Raw genomic sequence first — 22,754 nt, 5'->3', positions numbered from 1 at the left:
TTGAGGGCTTCACCGGCCACGTTCACCGTGTCCACGCCCTCGCCCAATCCACCGGACTCCAGCAACGCCTTGAGCGCCGACGGCACGGTGTTGATCAGGGTGATGTCGTGCTCGCCCTGCTGCAGTTCCAGCACATTCGTGACGACCTCGATGCTGCCGCCCGACGTCAGCGGCGCGAAGCATTCGTAGACCGCCAGGTCGAAGTTCAACGACGTCGAGAACAAGGTTTTCGACAGGGTTTCAGCGTCAAAGGCGCTATGAGCCCAGGTGAGGAAGTTCACCGTGTTGCGATGCTCGATCATCACGCCTTTCGGCAGGCCGGTCGAACCCGAGGTGTAGATCACATAGGCCAGATGCGCCGAGGTCAGCCCGGCAACCTCTGGATTCGAGACGGACTCGTCCTGCCAGAGCCCGCTACCGAGATCGATCACCGGCATCGAAACACCGGCCAACAACCCAACCGTTGCCGATTGGGCCAGCACCACCGCCGGCGCACTGTCTTGCAGCATGTAGGCAATCCGATCCGCCGGATACGCCGGATCCAGCGGCACATAACCGCCGCCCGCCTTCAAGATCGCCAGCAGGCCCACGACCATGTCGCTGCCGCGCTCGACACAGATCGCCACCCGCGAATCCGGCCGCACGCCTTGCCCACGCAGGTAATGCGCCAGCCGGTTGGCCTGTTCGTTCAATTCAGCATAAGTCAGGCGCTGACCGCCATGCAGCACCGCCAGTGCATTCGGCGTGTGCTGCACCTGATCCTCGAACAGTCCGTGAATGGTCTGCTCGAGAGGGAAATGAGCGGCGGTGCCGTTGAAGCCCTGCAACACCTGCCAGCGCTCGTGTTCAGACAGGATTTCCAGATCGTTGATCGCGGATCCCGGCGCACGCTCCAATGCATCCACCAGGCTCGCCAGGGCCGTCTGCATGTAGGCACCGACCTGACGGGCATCAACCTCGCCGGCCGTTTGCACGCTCAGCAGGAAGCCTTCGCCCTGATCGTCCACCGACAACATGCACGGATAGTTGGTCCGTTCCATGACCTCCAACACCTGCGTACCCGCCCAGCGGTCGACACTGTCGCCGTCCTGGAGCGGGCTGTGCCGGTAGTTCAGCAACGCACTGAACAGAGGTAGCGAAGCCGGCACGCCACTGCAACGCTGGGCCAATGCCAGCGAGGCGTGTTCGTGGCCCAACAGGGCCGTCAGGCGGGCATGGGTCGCCTTGACCCCGGTGCGTACGTCCTGCCCGCCCACGTTCACCCGCAACGGCAGGGTATTGATGAACATGCCCAGGGCGCGATCCGCGCCCTCGCCGCTCTGCATGCGCCCCAGCAGTACGGTGCCGAAGACCACGTCCTCGCGGCCGGACACGCGCCCCAGTACCCTTGCCCACGCCAGGTGATGCAAGGCTGCCGCGCTCACGCCCAGTTGGCGCGCCTGCTGCCGCAGACGCCGGCAAAGATCCGGATCGAGGTTCAGCTTGACCTCTTCGATACCCCGGCCATCCCCCTGGACTTCCCGCAGGCCGAACGGCAGCGTCGGCTCGTCGACATCAGCGAGCATGTCGCGGAAAAAGCGCTCATGTTGCTCACGCGGCACGCCCAACAGTGTTTGCGCCACGTAATTACGGTAAGGCATGGCCGCTTCCAGGCGGTCGCCCTCGCCATTGAGGAACGCCAGCATTTCCTCCTGCATCACGTCCAGGGCGGTATGGTCCAGGGCGATATGGTGAAACAGCAGAACCGCGACCCAGCGCTGGTGCACACTGTCCCAGGCGCAGGCCAGGCGCATCAATGGCGCCTTGTCGAGGTCCAGTCGGCAATGGCGAGGGTCGAACATCCCTTGCAACTGCGCGGCGATATCGCCCCTGGCCGGGTCGAGGGCCTGCTCTTCGAGCGTCAACCGGCTCTGGCGCAGAACCACCTGCAATGGCGCCTCGAGGCCTTCGTGCAGCAGCGCGGTCCTGAGGATATCGTGCCGGTCGATCACCGCCTGCAAAGCCGCGACGAAGCCATCGAGTCGAGCACGGCTGTCCATGGCGAAGGTGGCTTGCAGCAGGTAGGGGTCGCCTTCTTCGGCGGCGATGTGGTGATAGAGAATGCCTTCCTGCAACGGTGCCAGCGGGTAGATGTCCTGGACATTGCCGGCTCCGCCCGGCACACCGGCGACGATCCGGTCGAGGGTTTCCTGGTCCAGCCTCACCAGCGGCAGCATCGACGGAGTGATCCGTTCGCACCCCGCTGCAATACCGTTGGCCGGCACGCTCACCTCGGTACGGCCGCCCACTGCCGCCGCCAGGGCGGCCAAGGTAGGCTGACCGAACAGCACCCGCACATCGGCGCTCAGCCCAGCCTTGCGCATCAGTTCGATCAGTTTTACCGCCAGCAGCGAATGCCCGCCCAGTTCGAAGAAATGATCGTGTCGCCCCACCTGCCCGACACCGAGCACATCAGCCCACAACCCTGCCAGTGTGGTCTCCACCTCGCCCAGTGGCGCTTCATATGCACGGCTGGCGAAGGCGTCCGCTTCCGGGGCCGGCAGCGCGCGGCGGTCGAGTTTGCCGTTGGGCGACAAGGGCAGTTTGTCCAGGCGCACGTAGGCCGCCGGAACCATGTAGTCCGGCAGCAGCGCCTGCAAGTGCGCACGCAGTGCATCGGCCTCCGGCGCCGCATCCGCCACCTGGGCGGTGATGTAGGCCACCAGGCGTTTCTCGCCGGGTTGGTCTTCACGGGCGACGACAACCGCCTCCTTTACTTCGCCATGCTGGCAGAGCCGGGACTCGATCTCACCCAGCTCGACACGGAAACCACGGATCTTGATCTGGTCGTCGTTGCGTCCCAGGTACTCGATATGACCATCGGGCAAGTAGCGGCCCAGGTCACCGGTCTTGTACAGGCGCGCCTGTTCATCGGCCGCGAACGGATCGCGGACGAAGCGCTCGGCGGTCAAGTCATCGCGGTTCAGGTAGCCACGGGCAACACAGATGCCGCCGATGTGGATCTCGCCGGCTACACCGACCGGAACCGGTTGCTGCTGTGCGTCCAGCAAATGGATACGGGTGTTGGCCACCGGCTGCCCGATGGCCGGCAGCGTCGGCCAGGCGGCGACATCGTCCGGCAGCGTCAGGGCGGTGGTGACGTGGGACTCGGTCGGCCCATAGTGGTTGTGCAGGCGACAGCCATCAAGGCGCTCGAACAATGCACGGATCTGTGGGGTGATGCGCAACTGTTCGCCAGCGGTGATGACATCTTTCAAGTCGCAGGTCAGCCGAGTGCCTTCACGCTCGCCGGCGACCGCTTCGGCCAGGGCTTGCAGGGCGATGCACGGCAGGTACAGGCGTTCGATGCGCTGTTGGCAGATGTGTTCGAACAGGCGGTGGAAATTCAGGCGGATGTCGGCATGGATCAGCGACAGCTCCCCGCCGGCACACAAGGTGCTGAAGACTTCCTGGAACGCCACGTCGAATCCGAGTGCGGCAAACTGCAAGGTGCGCGCAGCGGCTCGCCCCTGCTGCGCGGCCTGGTCGATCTGCCACTGCATCAGGTTGACCAGGGGGCGGTGCGCCATCGCCACGCCCTTGGGCTGGCCGGTGGAGCCGGAGGTGTAGATGACGTACGCCAGGCTGTCGGGGTTCAGGCCGCTCACCTGTGCGTCCGGGTTGGTGAACGGCTGCCGGTCGATGCCGGCGACGTCACGGTCTTCACCGTCGAGCAGCAAGGCCGGCACGCCTGCCGCTGGGAAGCGTTCCTGCAGGCTGCGCTGGGTCAGCAGCACCTTCGGTGCGCTGTCGTCCAACATGTAGACCAGGCGCTCGGCCGGGTAAGCAGGATCCAGCGGCACATAGCCGGCCCCGGCCTTGAGAATACCCACCAGCCCCGCAACCATTTCCAGGCTGCGTTCCACGCAGATCGCCACCCGGTCGTCGGCACGGATACCCAACTCGATCAAGCGATGGGCGATCTGGTTGGACAGCCGATTCAGCTGGCCGTAGCTCAGGCTCTGCTCCTGATACGTCAGCGCAACGGCTTCCGGATGAGCCTCGGCGTGGGCCTCGAACAGCTGATGGACCAGTAGCCCCGACGGGTACACCGCATCGAAGGCGTTGAAATCGTGCAGCAATTGCTGGCGTTCGCTGACGGGAACAAAAGCCAACGTGTGCAGTGGGATGTTGCCATCCTGGTCGAGGGCATCGGCCAATGCTTCGAGCACGGTGTGCACGTAGCCGCAAACCCGTTGCGCACCGATCCCGGCCACGGCTTGCACGGTCAGTCCAAACGAATCACCGAGGTCATCCACCGACAGCGACAGCGGGTAGTTGGTCCGTTCTTCGCCGCCGAGAATTTGCGCACCGGCCCAGACTCTTGCCTGGCCCGCATCCTCGCTCGCCTGTGCCGCCACGGCGGTCTGCCGATAGTTCATCAGCGCACTGAACAACGGCGCCGGCGCCGCAACGCCACTGCACCGCTGCGCCAACGACAACGGCGCATGTTCGTGACCCAGCAGCGCCGCCAGGCGGCCATGGGTCGCCTGCAACGCGGCCAGCACCCCCTGGTCCCCCGCCTCGACCCGCAACGGCAAGGTGTTGACGAACATGCCCAAGGCATGTCCGGTCTCCTGTCCGCTGTGCAACCGACCCATCAGTACGGTGCCGAACACCACGTCCTGACGGCTGGACAAGCGCCCCACTACCTGGCCCCAGGCCAAATGGTGCAGGCTGGCGGTGCTCACCCCCAGGCGCCGGGCCTGGGCACGCAGACGCCGGGCCAGCCCGACCTCCAGCGACAGCGTCGCCTCTTCGATGCCGCTGCCGTCGCCCTGCACATCCTGCAGGCCGAACGGCAGCGTCGGCTCGTCCACATCGCCGAGCATCTCGCTGAAGAACGCCTCATGTTGCTCGGGATGATTGTCCAGGCGGACCTGAGCCACATAGTTGCGGTAAGGCACCGACGCCGGCAGCTCCGCCGCACGACCTTGCAGGTACGCGTCGATTTCCTTGCCCAGCATGCCGAGGGAGGTCGCGTCATCGATCAGGTGATGGAACAGCAGTACCGCCACCCAACTGCCGCTGGCGACATCTTCGGCGAAGTGAATACGCATCATCGGCGCCTGGCGCAGATCGAAGCGGGTGTGACGAGGATCGAAGCGGGCCTGCAACTGGCCGGCGATATCGCCTTCGGCCGGGTCCATGACCAGCTCTTCGACCCTCAGGCGCGCCTCGCGCCAAACCACCTGTACCGGTTCGCCGAGCCCTTCCCACGCCACCGAGGTGCGCAGGATGTCGTGCCGTGCGATGACCGCCTGCAAGGCTTGCGCGAACGCGTCCAACTGCTGGCGATTACCGAAGCGCAGCAGGGCCTGCAACAGGTATGGATCGCCTTCGCGGGTCGCCAGGTGGTGATAGAGAATGCCTTCCTGCAACGGCACCAGGCCGTAGATATCCTGCACATTGTCCGCGCCGCCCGGCACGGTTGCGACAATGCGATCGATTTCGTCCTGGGTCAGGGTCGCCAGGGGCAGCATGTCCGGGGTAATGCGCTCGACGTCGCGGGGAATCCGATTCTCCGGCACCACCACTGCGCCGCAGGTGCTCGTGGCAGCGGCCAGGGTCTCCAGCGTCGGCTGGCCGAACAGCACACCCACGTCAGCGTTCAGGTCCAACTGGCGCATGCGTTCGATCAGTTTGACCGCCAGCAGCGAGTGGCCGCCCAGTTCGAAGAAACGGTCGTGACGACCCACCTGCTCGACGCCAAGCAGCTCGACCCACAAAGCGGCCAGGGTGATTTCCACCTGGCCCACCGGCGCTTCATAGCTGCGTCGGGCAAACGCCTGCGAATCGGGAGCCGGCAGCGCCTTGCGGTCGAGCTTGCCGTTGGTGGTCAGCGGGAAGGCTTCGAGCATCACGAACGCGCTCGGCACCATGTAGTCCGCCAGCGAGCCCAGCAGCTCGCTGCGCAACTCGCCCGCAGACACGCAAGCGCCGTCTTCGGCAAGCACATAGGCCACCAGTCGCTTGTCCCCCGGCTCGTCTTCCCGGGCGATCACCACGGCCTCGCGCACTTTTGCGCAGGCCGTCAGCCTCGCTTCGACTTCACCCAGTTCGATACGGAAGCCGCGAATTTTCACCTGCTCATCGTTGCGCCCAAGGTACTGCAGTTCGCCGTTGTGCAGCCAGCGACCGAGGTCGCCGGTACGGTACATCCGCGCGTTCGCACCGGTGTCGAACGGATCGGGCAGGAACCGCGTTGCGTTGAGCTCCGGCCGGTTCAGGTAGCCTCGCGCTACACCGGCGCCCCCTACGTACAACTCGCCCTCCACCCCCTTGGGCACCGGCTTGCCGTACTTGTCCAGCAGGTACAGGCGCAAATCGGGAATGCGCTTACCGATCGGGCTGACACCAATCAACTGGGCATCGGCCGCTTGCAACGCACGATACGTCACATGCACCGTGGTTTCGGTGATGCCGTACATGTTTACCAATTGCGTATCGGCATTGACTGCCCGGGCATACCACGGTTTGAGGATGCCGGTTTCCAAGGCCTCGCCACCGAAGATCACCTGGCGCAGGCTGTGGTTCAGGTCACTTTCACCCTGGGCCGCGATCAACTGGCGGAACGCGCTTGGCGTCTGGTTCAACACCGTGACACCGGCCTCGCACAACAACGCATAGCAGTCCTGCGGCGAACGGCTGACCAGCTGCGGCACCACCAGCAGACGACCGCCGTGGGTCAGTGCGCCCCAGATTTCCCAGACCGAGAAGTCGAAGGCGAAGGAATGGAACAGCGCCCAGACATCCTGCGGGCCGAAATCGAACCAAGGGTGCGTGGCCGAGAACAGCCGCGCAACGTTGCGGTGCTCGACCATCACCCCTTTGGGCAAGCCGGTCGAGCCCGAGGTGTAGATCACGTAGGCCAGGTGATGGGATGCCAGCGTGCCGATAGTCGGATCATGCCGTGGCTGCTCGGTAAAACCTGCGGCTTCCGGCTGATCGAGCAGCAGCACCGGGACAGCCGGCGCAGGCACCTGGGCTTGCAGCGCCGCTTGGGTCAGCAACGCCACCGGCGAGCTGTCCTCGAGCATGAAGGCCAGGCGGTCCAGGGGATAGGCCGGGTCGAGCGGTAAATAGCCAGCGCCGGACTTCAGGATACCTAACAGGCCAACGATCATGTCCAGGCCGCGTTCGACGCAGATGGCCACCCGGTCATCCGGAAATACACCCAGCGCCAGCAGCCGATGGGCGACCTGGTTCGCCCGGGTATTCAGCTCGCCGTAGGTCAGAGTCCGGCCTTCATGAACCACCGCCACCGCGCCAGGCTGCGCGGCGGCCCGGGCTTCGAACAGGCCATGGATCGTGCGGTCGTGCTCATACCGCTGCGCATCGCTCGCGTTCCAGGCCCGGAGCAAACGGGCTTCAGCCGGTGTCGGCAGGACAAAGTCCTGGATCGGCAGCGTATCGTCACCCAGTCCCTGCTCCAGCACATGGACGAAGCGTTCGGCCATTGCCTCGATTTCATCTGCCTGCAGGAACGCCTGGTTGTAGATCCAGTGCACCCAGGCATTTTTTTCGTTGGGGTTGGTCCGGAAATGGATCGCCAGGGGCATCTGTTCCTGGCCGTTGGAACTCTTCACCGAATAGGCCGTGGCGTCGCCGAACCGGTATAGATAGTTCTCTTCCTCGTAGGAGAACGACACATCGAACAGCTGGGCACGATTGTCACGCCGCAGCTCCAGGGAGCGGTGAATGTCGCTTAAAGGAAACCGCTGGTAGCGATAGTCCTGCTTGAGCGCGCGCGCCACCTCTTGGATCAGCTCGCCGAACGACAGATCATCGGCGAATCTCAAGCGCATGGCACTGACCTGGGTGAACAACCCCACGGTTTGCTTGAAGGTCGGATTGGAGCGATTGAGGATCGGCAGGCCCACCACCAGCTCGTCGCGCTGGGTCGTACGGACAAAGTACACGTACAACGTCGCCAGCAGCACAGGAAAACGCGAAACCTGATGGGTCAGCGCCAGGGCGTCGATCCGCTCGTTCAGCGCCTGTGGGAACGGCGTCATGGCATGGGCGCTGGGCACCACGGGCCCGGCGTAGCGATCACGGTGACGGGCGGTGAACAATGGATCCGGTACATCCCGGTATTTGTCGAGCCAGTAGGCCTGGTCCCGCTGGAAACGGTCCGAGTCGTGGTAACGGGCATCATCCTCGATGAACCCGGCATAGGATGGTGCCGACAGGTCAGGCTCGCGGTTTTCCTCCAGCGCGTTGTACAGGTCACAGAGGGAAGCGAGCATCAGGTTGATGCCCCAGCCGTCCTGGATAATGTGGTGCAAGTTGACGACGAAATAGAACGAAGCGTCATTGAGCTTGACCAGGTAGAAGCGGAACAGCGGCCCCTTATCGAGCTCAAATGCCACTTCCAGCCCCTGTTGCACCCAGGTCTGGGCCGCAGTCTGCGGCTCGGGGCGAGTTGAGAGGTCGATCAGCGGTACCCGCACCTCCAGCGACTCGACCAAGGTCTGCATGGGCACGCCGTCGCCACCGACGTCGCAGTGCAGGACCGTGCGCAAGGCATCGTGCTTGCGGACCAACAGTTCGACTGCCCGCTGGATACGTTCAGGATCGACGGAACCCTGGATATGAACGTAGCCACCCATGGTGTACAAGGGCGAATCGCCCTTGGTCATCTGGTCCAGCCAGATATCCCGCTGGGACGCCGTCAGCGGATAGGTCGCAGCAAGCTCCAGGGGCTGGTTCATACGCGGCCTCCTGTCACTTGCACGCCGACAGGCTCTGGATGACGGCTGGCCGAAAGGCCCATTGCGATAACAACGCCCACAGCAAAGAAAAATGTCATACGTTCCTTCTCAGATATTTGTCAGTGCTGCCCGGGACAAATGCAGCAGGGCACGCCTGGAGTTGATGATGCGGATCCGCGCAGACAGCCAGCGCCACCCGGCAGGAGGTCCACTGCTGTCGGGCGGGTTGATGTCAGACGTCTTTCACGGGTTGGCGGGGATGTTGTCGCGACAACATCGCCAGCCGGACGGTGCAGTCAGAACAGCCATTCAGGCGCGCTTGTCGCGAATGGCGCAGTTGATATCGGAGACGATGTGCCCGTCCGCCAGCTTGATGATCCGGTCGGCCAGCTGGAAGTACTGGTCGTCATGGGTAATGATCAGCACCGTCTTGCCGCGCCGCTTGAGGTCGGGCAGCAGTTCTTCGTAGAAGAACTTCTTGAACGGCGGGTCCTGGTCGGCCGCCCATTCGTCGAGCACGTACACCGGCCGGTCCTCCATGTAGGCACATACCAGGGCCAGGCGTTTCTGCTGGCCGTAGGACAACGCCTTCAGGGTCGAATAACCGAGCCCTTCGATCTTGATCTTGTCGGCCAACCCGAGGGTTTCCAGGTATTTGCTCGCCAGGTCCGGGCTGCCATCCTCTTCGTCGGGGCCAATGAGGCGATTGAACAGATGAAAATCCGAGAACACCGCGGAAAACAGATCACGGTATTCACTGCGGCTCTCGTCGGTGATCGCCACGCCGTCGAGCAGCACCTCGCCGCTCTGCGGGATGTAGAGCCCGCATAACACCTTGGCCAGGGTGCTCTTGCCGCAACCGTTGCCGCCAACGATGTAGATCAATTCACCCGCCTGTACCGTCAGGTCGATGGGGCCCAGGGAGAAACCGCTTCCAGCATGCGGATCCTGATAATGCATCCGTACGCCCTTCAACTCGATGCTGTCCCAGGTCTTCTTGTGCTCGAGCAGATGCACCTTCGGTGGTTCGACCGCAACGGGTTCAGGATGCGGATCATTGATCGAGAAACCGAATTCCGCGAGCCGGGTACAGGCGACCTTGCCTGCCGCCAGCACCGGCATCGCCCCCACCAACAGCGACAGCGGCCCCATGATGTAGAGCACCGCCAGCACACTGGCAGTCATCACCTTGGGATCGACCGTGCTGACCAACGGCGCGGCGAACAGCAGGCAACCAATCAGCAACGACAGGGTGAACTGGCCCACGTTATCGGCGGCGGTGTACCACAGGCGCTCGACGAAGTTGTAGCGCGCCACCCGGGTCGAAGACGCCTCGATGGCGGAGCGGCCGAACCAGCGGCGACGGATGCCGTTGAGCTTCAGCTCCTTGAGGCCGAACACCAGGGCATGGGTGTATTCGTTGAACGCGGTGAACTCGTCCCGAACCCGATTGGTGGACCTCACGCCGCTGGCGAAGAAGAACAGGTACAAGCCCACCCCCAGGATCATCAGCGAAACCGTCAAGGCCAGGACCACCCACGACAGGTACGCCAGGTAGGCGATACCGAACAGGAAGACCGTCGTTTCTACCAGCACCGTGGGCATGACGATCAGCGTCGTGTTCAGCTGCGGGATGTCGTTGGTCAACATCGTCAGCACATTGGGCGGGCCGCGCCGGTCCACTTCTTCCAGTGGCGTGGCGAGAATCTTGCGGCACAGCGCAATGCGCAAGCGCGTCATGATCCGCATGCTGGCGTACGCCGGAAACAGCGCCGCACCGTTGCGCAGGATCAGCGCCGTGGCACTGAGGCCGATGAACCAGTACAGCGCCTGCAGGCGCGATCCATCATTGTGGATAGCGTCGTTGATCACACTCACCACCGCGATGGACGCCACCCCACTGATGACACCGCAGATCAGCGTAAAGAGCGTCAGCCAGGGATGGTTACGCCACAACAGGCGCATGACCGAGCCTGCCTTGGGCTTCTTCGCTTTCTTCTCTTCTTTCATGGGTTGCTATCCTTCAATGGAGTCGCGAAAGGGCTCACGCCGGTCGCCATACATCGCCCCGGGCGGTCATTTCGCCCATCGCCACAACGATGAGGCGTGGCTCCTCGTAAGGATCGCGAGCGTGGGCGGCCAACATGTTGTCGAGCATCACCACATCGCCCTTGCGCCAGGCGAACCTGACCGCACAGGCCTCATAGGCCTCGCCGAGCAACGCCATGACGTCGTCTTCAATCGGCGTTCCATCGCCATAACTGACCATGCGCGGCAGACGATCGGCGCCGAACATATCGAGCAGGTCTTCGCGCATTTCCTCGCCGAGACAGAACGGATGGTGCAGCTGTACCTGGTTGAAAAAAGCCCACTCCCCGGTTACCGGATGTTGGATAACCGCTGGACAGAGGGTGCGCACCTGCAGGGTGTCGTCGTCGAGCCATTCGAAATCGGTGCCCTGTTCCCGGCATCGCTGTTCGACGGCCGCGCGGTCGTGGGTGCCGAAGAACGATGCCCAGCTCGGCTCGACGCCAGCGGTAAAGGTGCGGCTGTACATCAGGCCTTTTTGTTCGAACCGAGCCACCACCTGTGGCGGCAGGCTTTGCAGCACCTGGCGGATGTCGACCAGCGGCGTCGCACCGCCAACCCGTGACGGCTGCTCGCAATAGAACCATTGCTTGCGCGGCCAGCTTTCCAGGTGCGAGCTCTCGTTGTGATACAGGATCATCTCGCGCTCGGGATACGGCGTGGAGCGGTAGACGTTGCGTCCGCCCTCCTTCTTCGGCAAGTCGCCGTAGCTGCCGTGCAACCCGGGTGACAAGGCTTCGGCGAACGCCTCGAAGGCCGGCACCGAGCCGAGGTCAAAACCACGAAACAGCACCGCGCCGTGACGACACAGCAACGCCTCGATAGCCTCGCGATGGGTGTTGGCCCACAACGAAGGATCCAGCCCCGGTTCGATCGGTTCGATCACCACCGGCAAACTCAAGCCGTCGGCGAGCAATGACAGCCTGACCGATTCGCCGGCCCCGTGACCTGGCCAGACAAGCGAATCCGCCATCCCGTCAGCGGGCATGACGGGCGATGCGTCAGTTTGAAGACTCATGAATAACTCCTGAACCACGGATCGTCGGATCCACGTCGCAGGGCCGGACCAATGCGCCCCACCATCGGGCAAGGATAAAAACACTGATCCGCGGTGATGTCTGGCACCGCAAACCGGGACAGAGGGGGTCATGGTGTCTACTTGAGCCGTTTGTGGAGCGGCAGATTCTTGTCCCCATTTCCCGCGACAGACGCCGACACGAAGTCGGTGCTGAAATGCGTCAGCTGCGAATTGCACAGGTACCGCAAACGATGCCGTGGGTCGCAGTGACGTCTCGAGCACATCGGTTTGCGCAACATGCAAACACGCTGTGCCTGGCATTTAACAGGAGCGTTAGTCATGCCGATTAAGAACACTGGCGGATCGGTCAATCCCGCGCCAGCCCCTCTCACGCCCGGTGCATTCCTGCATGAAACATTCGTCGCCCGGGCCCGTGAATTCCCTGAGCGAACCGCGGTGTCCGATGCCTCTCGCTCATTGAGCTACGCACAACTCGACACGGCTTCGTCGCAGCTGGCGGCCAGGCTTCGCCAGGAAGGCGTCCAGGACGGCATGCTGGTGGGGATGTGCCTGCCACGTGGCGTCGACCTGGTCATCAGCCTGCTGGGCATCCTCAAGGCCGGCGGCGCCTACGTCCCGGTCGACCCGCAATACCCCGGTAAACGTGTCGAACACATCGTGCGCGACAGCGGCCTGGGCCTGATGATCGGTGAACTCGCCGACCTGCCCCAAAGCGCGTCCGTACGCGTCCTGTCCCTGGCCGAGCTGCTGGCCGGCCCGACCCTGCAACCGCTGCCCGCCAACGACCGCCGCAACCCCGACGAGGCGGCGGCCTATGTCATCTATACCTCCGGTTCCACCGGTGAGCCCAAGGGCGTATTGGTGGCGCACGGTAACGTCAGCCGCCTGTTGGACAGTACCCAGCGCTCGTTCGCCTTCACCGAAAACGACGTCTGGTCGATGTTCCACTCCATCGGTTTCGACTTTTCGGTGTGGGAAATCTGGGGCGCCCTCGCCCACGGAGGCCACGTCGCCGTGGTGCCCTACGATGTTTCGCGCTCGCCAAGTGGCACGCGTCAATGGCTGGCCGACCAGGGCGTGACTGTCCTGAGCCAGACGCCATCGGCGTTTCGCGGCCTGGATGAGGCGGACCGCTCTGCCACTGCGCCACTGGCCCTGCGCTATGTGGTGTTCGGCGGCGAAGCGCTGCCAGCCACCGTGCTGCGGCCGTGGGTTGAGCGCCATGGCGATCAGAAGCCGGCCTTGATCAACATGTACGGCATCACCGAAGCCACCGTCCACACCACCTTCAAACGCGTGCGTGGCCAGGATCTGGAAAGCGCCGCCATGGTCTCCATCGGCGCGCCGCTGGACGGCTGGCGCCTGCACCTGCTCGACGCCGATCAACAACCGGTGTCCCAAGGCAACGCCGGTGAGCTGTACATCGAAGGCGCCGGGGTCGCCCTGGGCTACCTGAATCGTTCCGCCCTGAACGCCGAACGCTTCGTCCAGTTGCCGGGCACCTCGAGCCGTGCCTATCGCACCGGCGACCTGCTGGTACTGGGAGACGATGGCGAGTACCGCTACGCCGGTCGTTGCGATGAACAGCTGAAGATCCGCGGGTTCCGTATCGAGCCAGGCGAAGTCGAGGCGTGCCTGCAAGCCAGCCCTGCCGTAGCCGCCGCCCACGTGGCCGGTCACGATTACGGCGATGGCGACTGGCGCCTGGTCACCTACGTGGTGCCGACCCATGGCGTGGCGGCCTGGACCGAACAGGTGCGCAGCGAAGTGGCCGCACAGGTGGCCGCGAACCTGCCGGACTACATGCGCCCCTCGGCCTACATCCCACTGGCCGCGTTGCCGGTCACTGACCACGGCAAGATCGACAAGAGCCGCCTGCCCTCGCCCGATTCCACCCCCTCGACCGTGGACCACGCCAGCGAACCGGGCCTCACCGAACAGGAGCAGTTCGTGCTCAAGGTCTGGTCGGACGACATCGGCCTGAAGAACATCGGCCTGAACGATGATTTCTTCGATTTCGGCGGCACCTCGCTGGCCCTGATCCGCTCGTTGAGTACGCTCAAGGCCCATTACCGGGTCAACCTCGACCCAGGTGTGCTGGCAGATGGCGCGACCGCCAAAGTGTTGGCCGGCTGTATCCAGCGCTCCCTTGTTCAAGCCCATTGATCGAAAAGGAAAAGCTCATGAGCAAAAAATTCGCCTTGACCCCGGAAGAACGTGCGTCCTTTGAAAAGAACGGCTTCATCGGACCGTTCGACGCCTATTCGCCAGAAGAAATGAAAGAGACCTGGAAGCGCACCCGCCTGCGCCTGCTCGACCGCAGTGCCGCGGCCTACCAGGATCTGGATGCGATCTCCGGCGGCACCAACATTGCCAACTACGATCGCCACCTGGACGACGAATTCCTCGCCAGCCACATCTGCCGTCCGCAGATATGCGACCGCGTCGAGAGCATCCTCGGCCCGGACGTGCTGTGCTGGCGCACCGAGTTCTTCCCTAAATACCCGGGCGACGAAGGCACCGACTGGCACCAGGCCGACACCTTCGCCAACGCCTCGGGCAAGCCGCAGATTCTCTGGCCGGAAAACGAAGACTTCGGTGGCACCATCACCGTCTGGACCGCCTTCACCGACGCCAACATCGCCAACGGTTGCCTGCAGTTCATTCCCGGCACCCAGAACAGCATGAACTACGACGAAACCAAGCGCATGGCCTACGATCCCGATGCCAACAACAGCTCGGTGGTCAAGGATGGTGTGCGGCGCGGTTTCTTCGGCTACGACTATCGCCAGCTGCAGATCGACGAAAACTGGAAGCCCGACGAAGCCTCCGCCGTGCCCATGCAGATGAAAGCCGGCCAGTTCATCATTTTCTGGTCGACCCTGATGCACGCCTCCTATCCTCACAGCGGCGAGTCCCAGGACATGCGCATGGGCTTCGCCTCGCGTTATGTACCGTCGTTCGTGAAGATCTACCCGGACTCCGACCACATCGAGGAATACGGTGGACGTATCAGCCTTGAAAAGTACGGCGCGGTGCAGGTCATCGGCGAGACGACCCCTGCATACAATCGCCTTGTCACCCACACGACCCGAGGCAAGAAATTCGAAGCCGTCTGATCTTTTCAATGCCATATGACAGTTGGCATGCGCAACGTGCCTGACAGGAGTCCCCAATCCATGACTACTTCCACCGACGCAGCGACGCGCCTGTGTGAGACCGTAAGGATGCTTAGGCACCTTGCCATCCATTTGCCCGATCCTATCTGCCTGAGCTTTTTGGCCCAGGGCAGTGACGTGGCGCCCGACCAGGCTTCCTCCAGCGTGAGAGCCACGGAACGCGCGGTCAGCGCCGCGTTCGCCAGGATCGGCGTCAAAGCCGTGCAGTACGTGCATGACGGCGAGGCGCAGCTGTCGTCTTTCGAGATGTTCATCAGCAAGAAAATCTGCCAGGCGCTCGAGTTTACCTATGGCCACTTCGACGATGTCGACAGTGCCAAGGACTTCGGGCGCTTGGTCAGACACTTCGATTTCAGCGGGGCCGTGCCCGAGGTCGAGACACTGCACCTGATTACCCGCGACAACGTGGCGCTGTCGGTGCATGCCAGCACCGATCGAAACCGCCCGGCCATCGTCCTCGCCCTGCCCTGCGGCATGCCGTTCGACTTGTGTCGCGACTGGTTCAATGCGCTGAGTGAAAGGTTTTTCGTGGTCACCTGGGAAACCCGCGGGCTGTTCGGTTCCTGCACCTCCTTCGATCAGTTGTCCGTGGACACCGACGCCCAGGTGGGTGACCTGATCAATGTGATGAACCACTATGGCCTGCAAAGCGCGCACTTGATGGGTATCTGCGGTGGCGCGGTGATCGCCCTCAGCGCGGCTGCCATCCACACCGACCGGGTCAATTCCCTGAGCCTGTGGCACGGCGATTACAACCTGGGCGACGACAGCCTGCGCACCACCCACCAGCAGAACTTCGAGTGGCTGATGGAATCGGCCGCCGTGGACCGCAACGAAGCCAGCGACCTGCAGGCGTTGTTTCTGGACCAGGCGACCCTGGCGACCATTCCGGACTCCATCGCCCATGCGGCGCTCTACCCTTATGTCAACGAAGAGCTGTTCTATCGCTATGCGCGACTCAACGATGCGCTGAACAAGACTGAGTTGAAGTCGCGGCTGGAGCAGATCACGGCGCCCACCCTGGTCGTCGCCGGCGACTCCGATGAAACCACCCACATTGGTGGTTCCAAGCACATTGCCGAGTCCATCAATGACGCCTTGCTGCATGTCGAGCGTGATGGCAGCCACCTGGCGTTCTTCGAGTCGACCCATCGCTCGAAACACACCGCCTTCCGCTTCCTGGAATCGACCCTCGAATCGACGGTGGTCTGACTTACCGGATAGGGCGCTGGGCAAAACCCATGGGAGCTGAACTTGCTCGCGATAGCGGCGGTTCAGCTTGCATCGGGATTGAATGTGCCGACGTCATCACGAGCAAGCTCAGCTTGTGTGCTAGGTCTTGAAGGGAGGAGGAGGGACAAGGCTCGATTCTGACTGTTAGCCGCAGTACCGACCGTGGAAAATTCCGCGCAAGCCCTTAACCCCCGCTCATATTCATGAATCGCACAATCTGCACCTCCCCACCCGGGTTGAAGTCATGCCGCAATGGGCTCGGGAACCTATTGGAAACGCGATGGACACTGGGTGCTCGCCACGCCCAACATCAGCAAGGGGCTGATCTCGGAGATCGACTTCGACACCTGGAAAGTCATCAAGCAGATCCCCACCCTGGGGCCGGGTTTCTTCCTGCGCAGCCATGCCAACTCTCGCTACGCCTGGACCGATGTGTTCTTCGGCCCCGACAACGACGCCATCCACCTGATCGACAAACAGACCCTGGAAATCGCCCACACCCTGCGACCCATGCCCGGAAAGACCGCCGCCCACGTCGAGTTCACCCGCGACGGGCGCTACTTGCTGCTGAGTATCTGGGACACCAATGGCGCGCTGATCGTCTACGACAGCGACACCCTGGAGGAAATCAAGCGCCTGCCCATGAACAAGCCTTCGGGCAAGTACAACGTCGGCAACAAGATCGAGTTCGCCGAGGGGACATCCCACTGAAAAAAGGGGGCTGATGCGCAGCCCCCGGGAGCAAACTTCCCCGCCACAAAAGACTGCGACGGTGTCCAGTTGGAATGCCTATTGTGGCGAGGGGATTTATCCGCGTTGGGCTGCGCAGCAGCCCCTATAAGCTTCTCATTTGATCAGACTGATACACCGGGTTGCCCGGTCTGAGGGCTGCTGCGCAGCCCAACGGGGATAAATCCCCTCGCCACAGGAGCTTGCTCCCGCTGGGCTGCGCAGCAGCCCCAAAAGCCGACCTGACACGCCTCAGCTGAAGGGGGTCACCCTTACCAGGTAAGCACCGCCCCCACCGCGAAGGTATCGGTGTCTTCGTTCTGGGCACTGGTGTCGTGGCCGTTGATTTCGAACTGGTTGTACTCGGCCACGAGCTTGAGGTTGTCGTTGATGTCATGGAACAGCGCGATGCCCCGGGTTTCGTAATCGGCGCCACTGCCTACCACGCCGTTGCCGTCGTCATCGGTCTTGCCGTAGGACAGCGCCAGGCGGTTCTTGCCCAGCTTGTACGAGCCCTGCAACAGGTAGCCCTTGCTGTCGACATTGCGCAGGGTGGCTTCACCGGCGTTGTTGGTGAAGAACGGGTTGATGCCCTTGGCCTGGAACCCCGAGCCGGTGAGCGACACCCCCCCCATCTTCGCCTGCACGCCATACCCCAGGCCTTTGGAAGTTACCGACTCGACGGTGGAGTCGGTGTTGTCCGAGGTCTGGTAGCTGCCGTTGAGCCAGCTGTAGATCTTCGCCCCGCCCAGGTCGAACTGGTAGGTGATCTCGCTCTCGGTGCGCGGGTTTTCCTGATAGGCCTTGCCGGTAGCGCTGTTGTCGTTGGTGTCCACCGGGTCCATGATCCCCACCGCCACCCGCAGCCCGTCCATCACCGGCGTGCGATAAGTGATCTGCGAAGTCGGGAACGGGTACGGGTAACCGCTGCCGATGTTGCCGAACGAGACGCCACCGCCGTCCACCAGCCCCAGGGTGTCGCTGACCTGACCATAACCGGCGAGCAGTTCGTCCAGCAGGATATTGGAGCGGGCAAACAGGCCGAAGTCCTTGCCGATCAGCACTTCGCCCCACTCCGGATTGGCCACGGTGCCGTAGAACTGGCGCACGTCGATGGCGGTGTCGGTGCCATTGGTTTCACTGTCGTTGATGGTCACCCAGAACGAAGCCCGGGCGCCGAGCTTGAGGTCATCGACCTGCTTGCCCATGTTGAAACCCAGGTAGTTGGGCAAAAAGCCCATCTTGACCCGCGCCTGCCGACGGTCGTACTGCTCACCCGCGCGGTCCACATCGCTGTTGACGTAAAAGGCGTTGATGTAGCCGTCGGTGGAAAAGGTGGTCTGGTCCTTGTCATACAGCATGATTTCAGCGTTGGCCCAAGACGTCAGGCCCAGGCTGGAAAGACCGGCGATGACCGCAGGCAAAAAACGCAGGCAGGTATTTTTATTGTTGTGCATGGCGCGCTCCGCAACAGGGGACGGGATGTCGGAGGCGATTATCGAAAGGTGCCAGGGCGCGTCATACGCTGCCTTGGAGGCAATTGGCGAATGCTTTGGAAGCGCCGGCCCGGCGCGGCAGTTTGGGTGTAAGACGGCGAGGTCGAGGGGCGCGACAGCTTGGGTGTAAGACTGCCTTGCCGACGGGTGCGATACTTTGGGTGTGGGCCGCTGGGTGGGCTGGGAGGGTGTAGGGTCGGAGCTAAATACCACTGACCTTGTGGCGAGGGGATTTATCCCCGTTGGGGCGCGAAGCGGCCCTAAAACCTGCCTGACAGATCCAGGGGGCAGCTGCGCAGCCCAACGGGGATAAATCCCCTCGCCACAGGAGCTTGCTCCCGCTGGCCTGCGCAGCAGGCCCCCTCGCTATCAGCTCAGAACCTCGGCTTGACGGTCTTCCACTCCGGCCGGTAGCGCTGCATCTGCCGCACATCGTCGCGCTGGCGGATGCCGCAACTGAGGAACTGGTCATGGAGCTTGCCCAATTGATCCCGGTCCAATTCCAAGCCAAGGCCCGGCGCCCGGGTGATCTTCACGCAGCCGTCGACAATCGGCAGTTTGCCGCCCTTGATCACTTCTTCATCCGGCTCCTGCCACGGGTAATGGGTGTCGCAGGCGTAGTCCAGGTTCGGCACCGCGGCCGCCACGTGGGCCATGGCCATGAGGCTGATGCCCAGGTGCGAGTTCGAATGCATCGATACGCCCAGGCCGAAGGTGCTGCACATTTTCGCCAGGGCCTGGGTGTCCCGCAGACCACCCCAGTAATGGTGGTCGGCCAAGACGATCTGCACGCTGTCCAGGGCCACGCTGCGGCGGAACTCATCGAAATCGGTGACCACCATATTGGTCGCCAGCGGCAGCCCCGTGCGCTTGTGCAGTTCGGCCATGCCTTCCAGCCCTGGCGTCGGATCTTCGTAATACTGCAGGTCATCCCCCAGCAGCTCGGCCATGCGAATCGAAGTCTCCAGGGACCAGTTGGCATTGGGATCGATGCGCAACGGGTAGCCGGGAAAGGCCTGTTTCAGTGCCTTGATGCACGCCACTTCATGTTCCGGATCGAGGGCGCCGGCCTTGAGCTTGATGCTCTTGAAGCCATAGTCCTGGATCATCCGCCGGGCCTGGGCGACGATCTGCTGTTCGTTGAGCGCCTCGCCCCAACTGTCGGGCGGGTACGGCGAATCGATGTGCTCGGCGTACTTGAAAAACAGGTAGGCACTGAACGGGACCTCGTCGCGAATCGCGCCGCCCAGCAGGTCCACCAGTGGCACGTTCAAGTAGTGGGCCTGCAAATCCAGGCAGGCCACTTCGAACGCCGAGTAGGCATTGCTCACCGCCTTGCTCGCATGGGAACCCGGTGCCAGTTCGGCACCGGCAACGCTGGCCGGTTTCTGCGCGGCGACGGTCGCCTGGACGATGGCCCGCAACTGATTGAGGTTGAACGGGTCCAGGCCGATCAACTGGCTCTGCAACTGCTGCTGGATCGCCAGGGCCGGGGCATCGCCGTAGCTCTCCCCCAGGCCGATGTAACCGTTGTCGCTCTCGATCTCGATGATCGAGCGCAGCGCGAACGGCTCATGGATACCGCTGGCGTTGAGCAAAGGTGGATCGCGAAAAGCGATGGGTGTCACGGTGACGCGTTTGATCTTCATACAGCGGCTCCCGATGGGCCAGGGTTCAAGGCTTGGTTTTTTTCCGGCTGATTGGCTTCGGCAACGGTTTCGGGCCGGCCGGACAGTGAGTTCGGGGTATCGCGCTTCGGCGTGGTGCGGGCGAAAAAGATCACCACGGCGGCGACAAGCGAGGTGGCGGCCAGCCCATACAAGCCGCCCTCGATGGACCCAGTGGTCTGCTCCAGGAAACCGAAAGCCGTGGGCGCGACGAAGCCGCCGAGGTTGCCGATGGAGTTGATCAGGGCGATCACCGCCGCCGCGATGCGCGCATCCAGGTAACCCTGGGGAATCGGCCAGAACAACGCCGAGGCCGCCTTGAAACCGATGGCCGCGAAACAGATCGCCACGAAGGCGAAGATCGGCCCGCCGGTGGTGGACATGAACATGCCGAACGCAGCGATCACCAGCGTCACCGCGACCCACGCCTGCTGGAATTTCCATTTGCCGGCCAGGGCGGCAAAGCCGTACATCGCGACGATGGAAATGATCCACGGAATGGAATTGAGCAAACCGACCTGGAAGTCCCCCAGGCTCCCCATTTTCTTGATCATGCTCGGTAGCCAGAACGTGGCACCGTAGATGGTCAGGGCGATGGAGAAATAGATGAAGCAGAACAGCGCGATCTGTCGGTCGGCCAGCAACTTGAACATCGACGGCTTGATCACTTGCGCGGCTTCCCGGGCCCGCTGCTCTTCGGCGATGGCGGCGATCAATACGGCTTTCTCTTCAGCGGTCAGCCATTTGGCCTGGCTCGGGTGCGATTGCAGCCAGAACCAGACAAACCCGCACAGCACGATGGAGGCAAAACCTTCGATCAGGAACATCCATTGCCAGCCATGCAGGCCCATCCCGCTGATGTGCAGCAAGGCGCCGGACACCGGGCCGGAAATCACCGAGGCGATGGCCGAACCGCTGAGAAAGATCGCCATCGCCTTGCCGCGCTCGTTGGCGGGCAGCCACTGGGTGAAGTAGTAGATGATGCCGGGAAAGAAGCCCGCCTCCGCGGCGCCAAGAATGAAGCGCAGCACATAGAAGCTGGTTTCACCTTGCACAAAGGCCATGGCCATCGCCGCCGCGCCCCAGGTGAACATGATGCGCGTCAGCCAGGCCCTGGCGCCGTAGCGTTGCAACAGCATGTTGGACGGGACTTCGAACAGCGCGTAGCCGACGAAGAACAACCCGGCGCCGAGCCCATAGGCGGCAGCGCCGATGCCCAGGTCGGTTTCCAGATGGCTGCGCACGAAGCCGATGTTGACCCGGTCGATGTAGTTGACGATGAACATCACCACCACCAACGGCAGTACATGACGTTTGACCTTGGCCGCCGCGAGCGCCAGGGTGCTGTCATGGGTGGAGTCCGTTACGTTATTCAAGGGGTGCCTCCCGATCATTGTTTTTGTGGGGAACGGGACGATGATGGACGCGGTGGATTGTTCCCGTCTAATCTAACTTGGCACTTGATTGATACCTGGATTGAATCAATGTTTGAACTAGCCCAGTTGCGCTGCTTCACCACCGTGGCGACCGAACTCAACTTCCGTCGCGCCGCCGAACGCCTGAACATGACCCAGCCACCGCTGAGCCGGCAGATCCAATTGCTGGAACATCACCTGGGCGTCGAACTGTTCACCCGCAGCACCCGCAGCGTGGCACTCACCGCCGCCGGCCGGGCGTTTTTCATCGAAGCGCAGAACCTGTTGGAACAGGCGCAACAAGCCGCCGTGGCGGCCCGGCGTTTCGCCCAGGGCGACATCGGTTCGGTGACCATCAGCTTCGTCGGCAGCGCGGTGTACGAGTTTTTGCCCAAGGTGATTGCCGAAGCGCGGTTGAAGCAGCCGCAGGTCAAGATCGTCCTGGCGGAAATGAACACCTACCAGCAGCACGAAGCCTTGCGGGCACGGCGCATTGACCTGGGGATCGTCCGCTCACCGCTTTTGGAAACCGGCTATGCCACCGAGTGCCTGGTGCGCGAACCCTTCGTGCTGGCGGTTCCGGCCGGGCATCCGTTGGCCAGCGCCGAAGTCATCAGCGTCCAGGACCTGGATGGCCAACCATTCCTGATGTACTCCCACGCCGCCTACCCGCCCTTCAACGAACTGCTCACCGGCATGCTGCGCTCGGCCCGGGTCGCGCCGCAATTCGTGCAATGGTTGGGGTCGTCGCTGACGATCCTGGCCCTGGTCAACGCCGGCATGGGCCTGGCCCTGGTACCGCGTTGCGCCACCAGCGTGGTGTTCAAGCAGGTGGTGTTCCGTGAGATCGACCTGGGCGAAGGGGTGCAGAGCGAGTTGCACCTGGTGTGGCGCGAGGACAACGACAACCCGGCGTTTACCATGTTGCTGGAGGGGATTAGGGGGGCGGTTCGCGATGGAATGTGACCCCGAAAACTGGCTGTAACGCCTCGCCCAAGGACCGTACTTGGCTTCTGGTTTTCGGTTGACTTCACGAAGCATGGGACCAAGCGAGAACATGAAATAACCAAACAGAATATACAAATAGCCACCACCCCTTGAAAACTATAAAAAACTGTCAACTCTGACAGTACCCACCTCAATGCACAGCGA

Annotated in this window: 10 protein-coding genes and 1 pseudogene; 5 read left to right on the top strand and 6 right to left on the bottom strand. The window is 62.7% G+C overall.

From position 1 onward, the window contains the following. The 3 genes from BLP82_RS22260 to BLP82_RS22250 form a co-directional block, all read right to left on the bottom strand. Nucleotides 1-8,756 (bottom strand): non-ribosomal peptide synthetase (locus tag BLP82_RS22260; protein WP_139197921.1); only part of this gene is annotated, 8,756 nt, incomplete at its 3' end. 309 nt (nt 8,757-9,065) lie between these two features. Beyond that, entirely contained in the window at nt 9,066-10,766 is a 1,701-nt protein-coding gene (locus BLP82_RS22255) for a cyclic peptide export ABC transporter (protein WP_092173027.1), read from the bottom strand. A 34-nt stretch (nt 10,767-10,800) separates the two neighbouring features. Continuing rightward, a complete protein-coding gene (locus tag BLP82_RS22250; RefSeq protein ID WP_092173024.1) occupies nt 10,801-11,862 on the bottom strand; it encodes a TauD/TfdA family dioxygenase in 1,062 nt (353 codons plus the stop codon). A 339-nt stretch (nt 11,863-12,201) separates the two neighbouring features. Between BLP82_RS22250 and syrB1 the strand changes: the two genes are divergently transcribed. The 4 genes and pseudogenes from syrB1 to BLP82_RS22230 form a co-directional block, all read left to right on the top strand. Further along, nucleotides 12,202-14,049: a syringomycin E biosynthesis L-threonine--[L-threonyl-carrier protein] ligase SyrB1 gene (gene syrB1 / locus BLP82_RS22245; protein ID WP_092173021.1), complete on the top strand. Its 1,848-nt coding sequence runs from the start codon at nt 12,202-12,204 to the stop codon at nt 14,047-14,049. 17 nt (nt 14,050-14,066) lie between these two features. Next, entirely contained in the window at nt 14,067-15,002 is a 936-nt protein-coding gene (gene syrB2, locus BLP82_RS22240; protein ID WP_072412274.1) for a syringomycin E biosynthesis L-threonyl-[L-threonyl-carrier protein] 4-chlorinase SyrB2, read from the top strand. Between the two features lie 60 nt (nt 15,003-15,062). Further along, nucleotides 15,063-16,274: an alpha/beta fold hydrolase gene (locus BLP82_RS22235; protein WP_092173018.1), complete on the top strand. Its 1,212-nt coding sequence runs from the start codon at nt 15,063-15,065 to the stop codon at nt 16,272-16,274. 273 nt (nt 16,275-16,547) lie between these two features. Beyond that, a pseudogene (locus tag BLP82_RS22230) lies at nt 16,548-17,006 on the top strand (cytochrome D1 domain-containing protein); the annotation flags it as partial. Between the two features lie 290 nt (nt 17,007-17,296). Here the strand turns inward: BLP82_RS22230 and BLP82_RS22225 are convergent. The 3 genes from BLP82_RS22225 to BLP82_RS22215 all read right to left on the bottom strand — a co-directional run bounded on the left by BLP82_RS22225 (nt 17,297) and on the right by BLP82_RS22215 (nt 21,581). Next, complete coding sequence (locus BLP82_RS22225; RefSeq protein ID WP_092173015.1) at nt 17,297-18,481, bottom strand: porin; 1,185 nt, start codon at nt 18,479-18,481, stop codon at nt 17,297-17,299. A gap of 413 nt (nt 18,482-18,894) precedes the next feature. After that, nucleotides 18,895-20,169, bottom strand: a complete 1,275-nt coding sequence (locus BLP82_RS22220) for a glucarate dehydratase family protein (RefSeq protein ID WP_092173012.1) — start codon at nt 20,167-20,169, stop codon at nt 18,895-18,897. Next, on the bottom strand, nt 20,166-21,581 hold the full coding sequence (locus tag BLP82_RS22215) for an MFS transporter (protein ID WP_092173009.1): 1,416 nt from the start codon (nt 21,579-21,581) through the stop codon (nt 20,166-20,168). The genes BLP82_RS22220 and BLP82_RS22215 overlap by 4 nt, the downstream gene beginning before the upstream one ends. 90 nt (nt 21,582-21,671) lie before the next feature. On the opposite strand from BLP82_RS22215, the gene BLP82_RS22210 reads away from it, so the two are divergent. Beyond that, nucleotides 21,672-22,568 (top strand): LysR family transcriptional regulator, encoded by an 897-nt coding sequence (locus BLP82_RS22210; protein WP_092173006.1) that lies wholly within the window; start codon nt 21,672-21,674, stop codon nt 22,566-22,568. Nucleotides 22,569-22,754 lie beyond the last annotated feature (186 nt).

Source organism: Pseudomonas sp. NFACC37-1 (assembly GCF_900101575.1).
Lineage (GTDB): Bacteria > Pseudomonadota > Gammaproteobacteria > Pseudomonadales > Pseudomonadaceae > Aquipseudomonas > Aquipseudomonas fluorescens_AA.
This window is presented reverse-complemented; position numbering and strand designations above follow the sequence as displayed.

Bases quoted from the DNA above. Each gene is read 5' to 3' on its own strand.
- BLP82_RS22255 (WP_092173027.1), bottom strand. From the start codon at position 10,766: ATGAAAGAAGAGAAGAAAGCGAAGAAGCCCAAGGCAGGCTCGGTCATG.
- BLP82_RS22250 (WP_092173024.1), bottom strand. From the start codon at position 11,862: ATGAGTCTTCAAACTGACGCATCGCCCGTCATGCCCGCTGACGGGATG.
- syrB1 (WP_092173021.1), top strand. From the start codon at position 12,202: ATGCCGATTAAGAACACTGGCGGATCGGTCAATCCCGCGCCAGCCCCT.
- syrB2 (WP_072412274.1), top strand. From the start codon at position 14,067: ATGAGCAAAAAATTCGCCTTGACCCCGGAAGAACGTGCGTCCTTTGAA.
- BLP82_RS22235 (WP_092173018.1), top strand. From the start codon at position 15,063: ATGACTACTTCCACCGACGCAGCGACGCGCCTGTGTGAGACCGTAAGG.
- BLP82_RS22225 (WP_092173015.1), bottom strand. From the start codon at position 18,481: ATGCACAACAATAAAAATACCTGCCTGCGTTTTTTGCCTGCGGTCATC.
- BLP82_RS22220 (WP_092173012.1), bottom strand. From the start codon at position 20,169: ATGAAGATCAAACGCGTCACCGTGACACCCATCGCTTTTCGCGATCCA.
- BLP82_RS22215 (WP_092173009.1), bottom strand. From the start codon at position 21,581: ATGATCGGGAGGCACCCCTTGAATAACGTAACGGACTCCACCCATGAC.
- BLP82_RS22210 (WP_092173006.1), top strand. From the start codon at position 21,672: ATGTTTGAACTAGCCCAGTTGCGCTGCTTCACCACCGTGGCGACCGAA.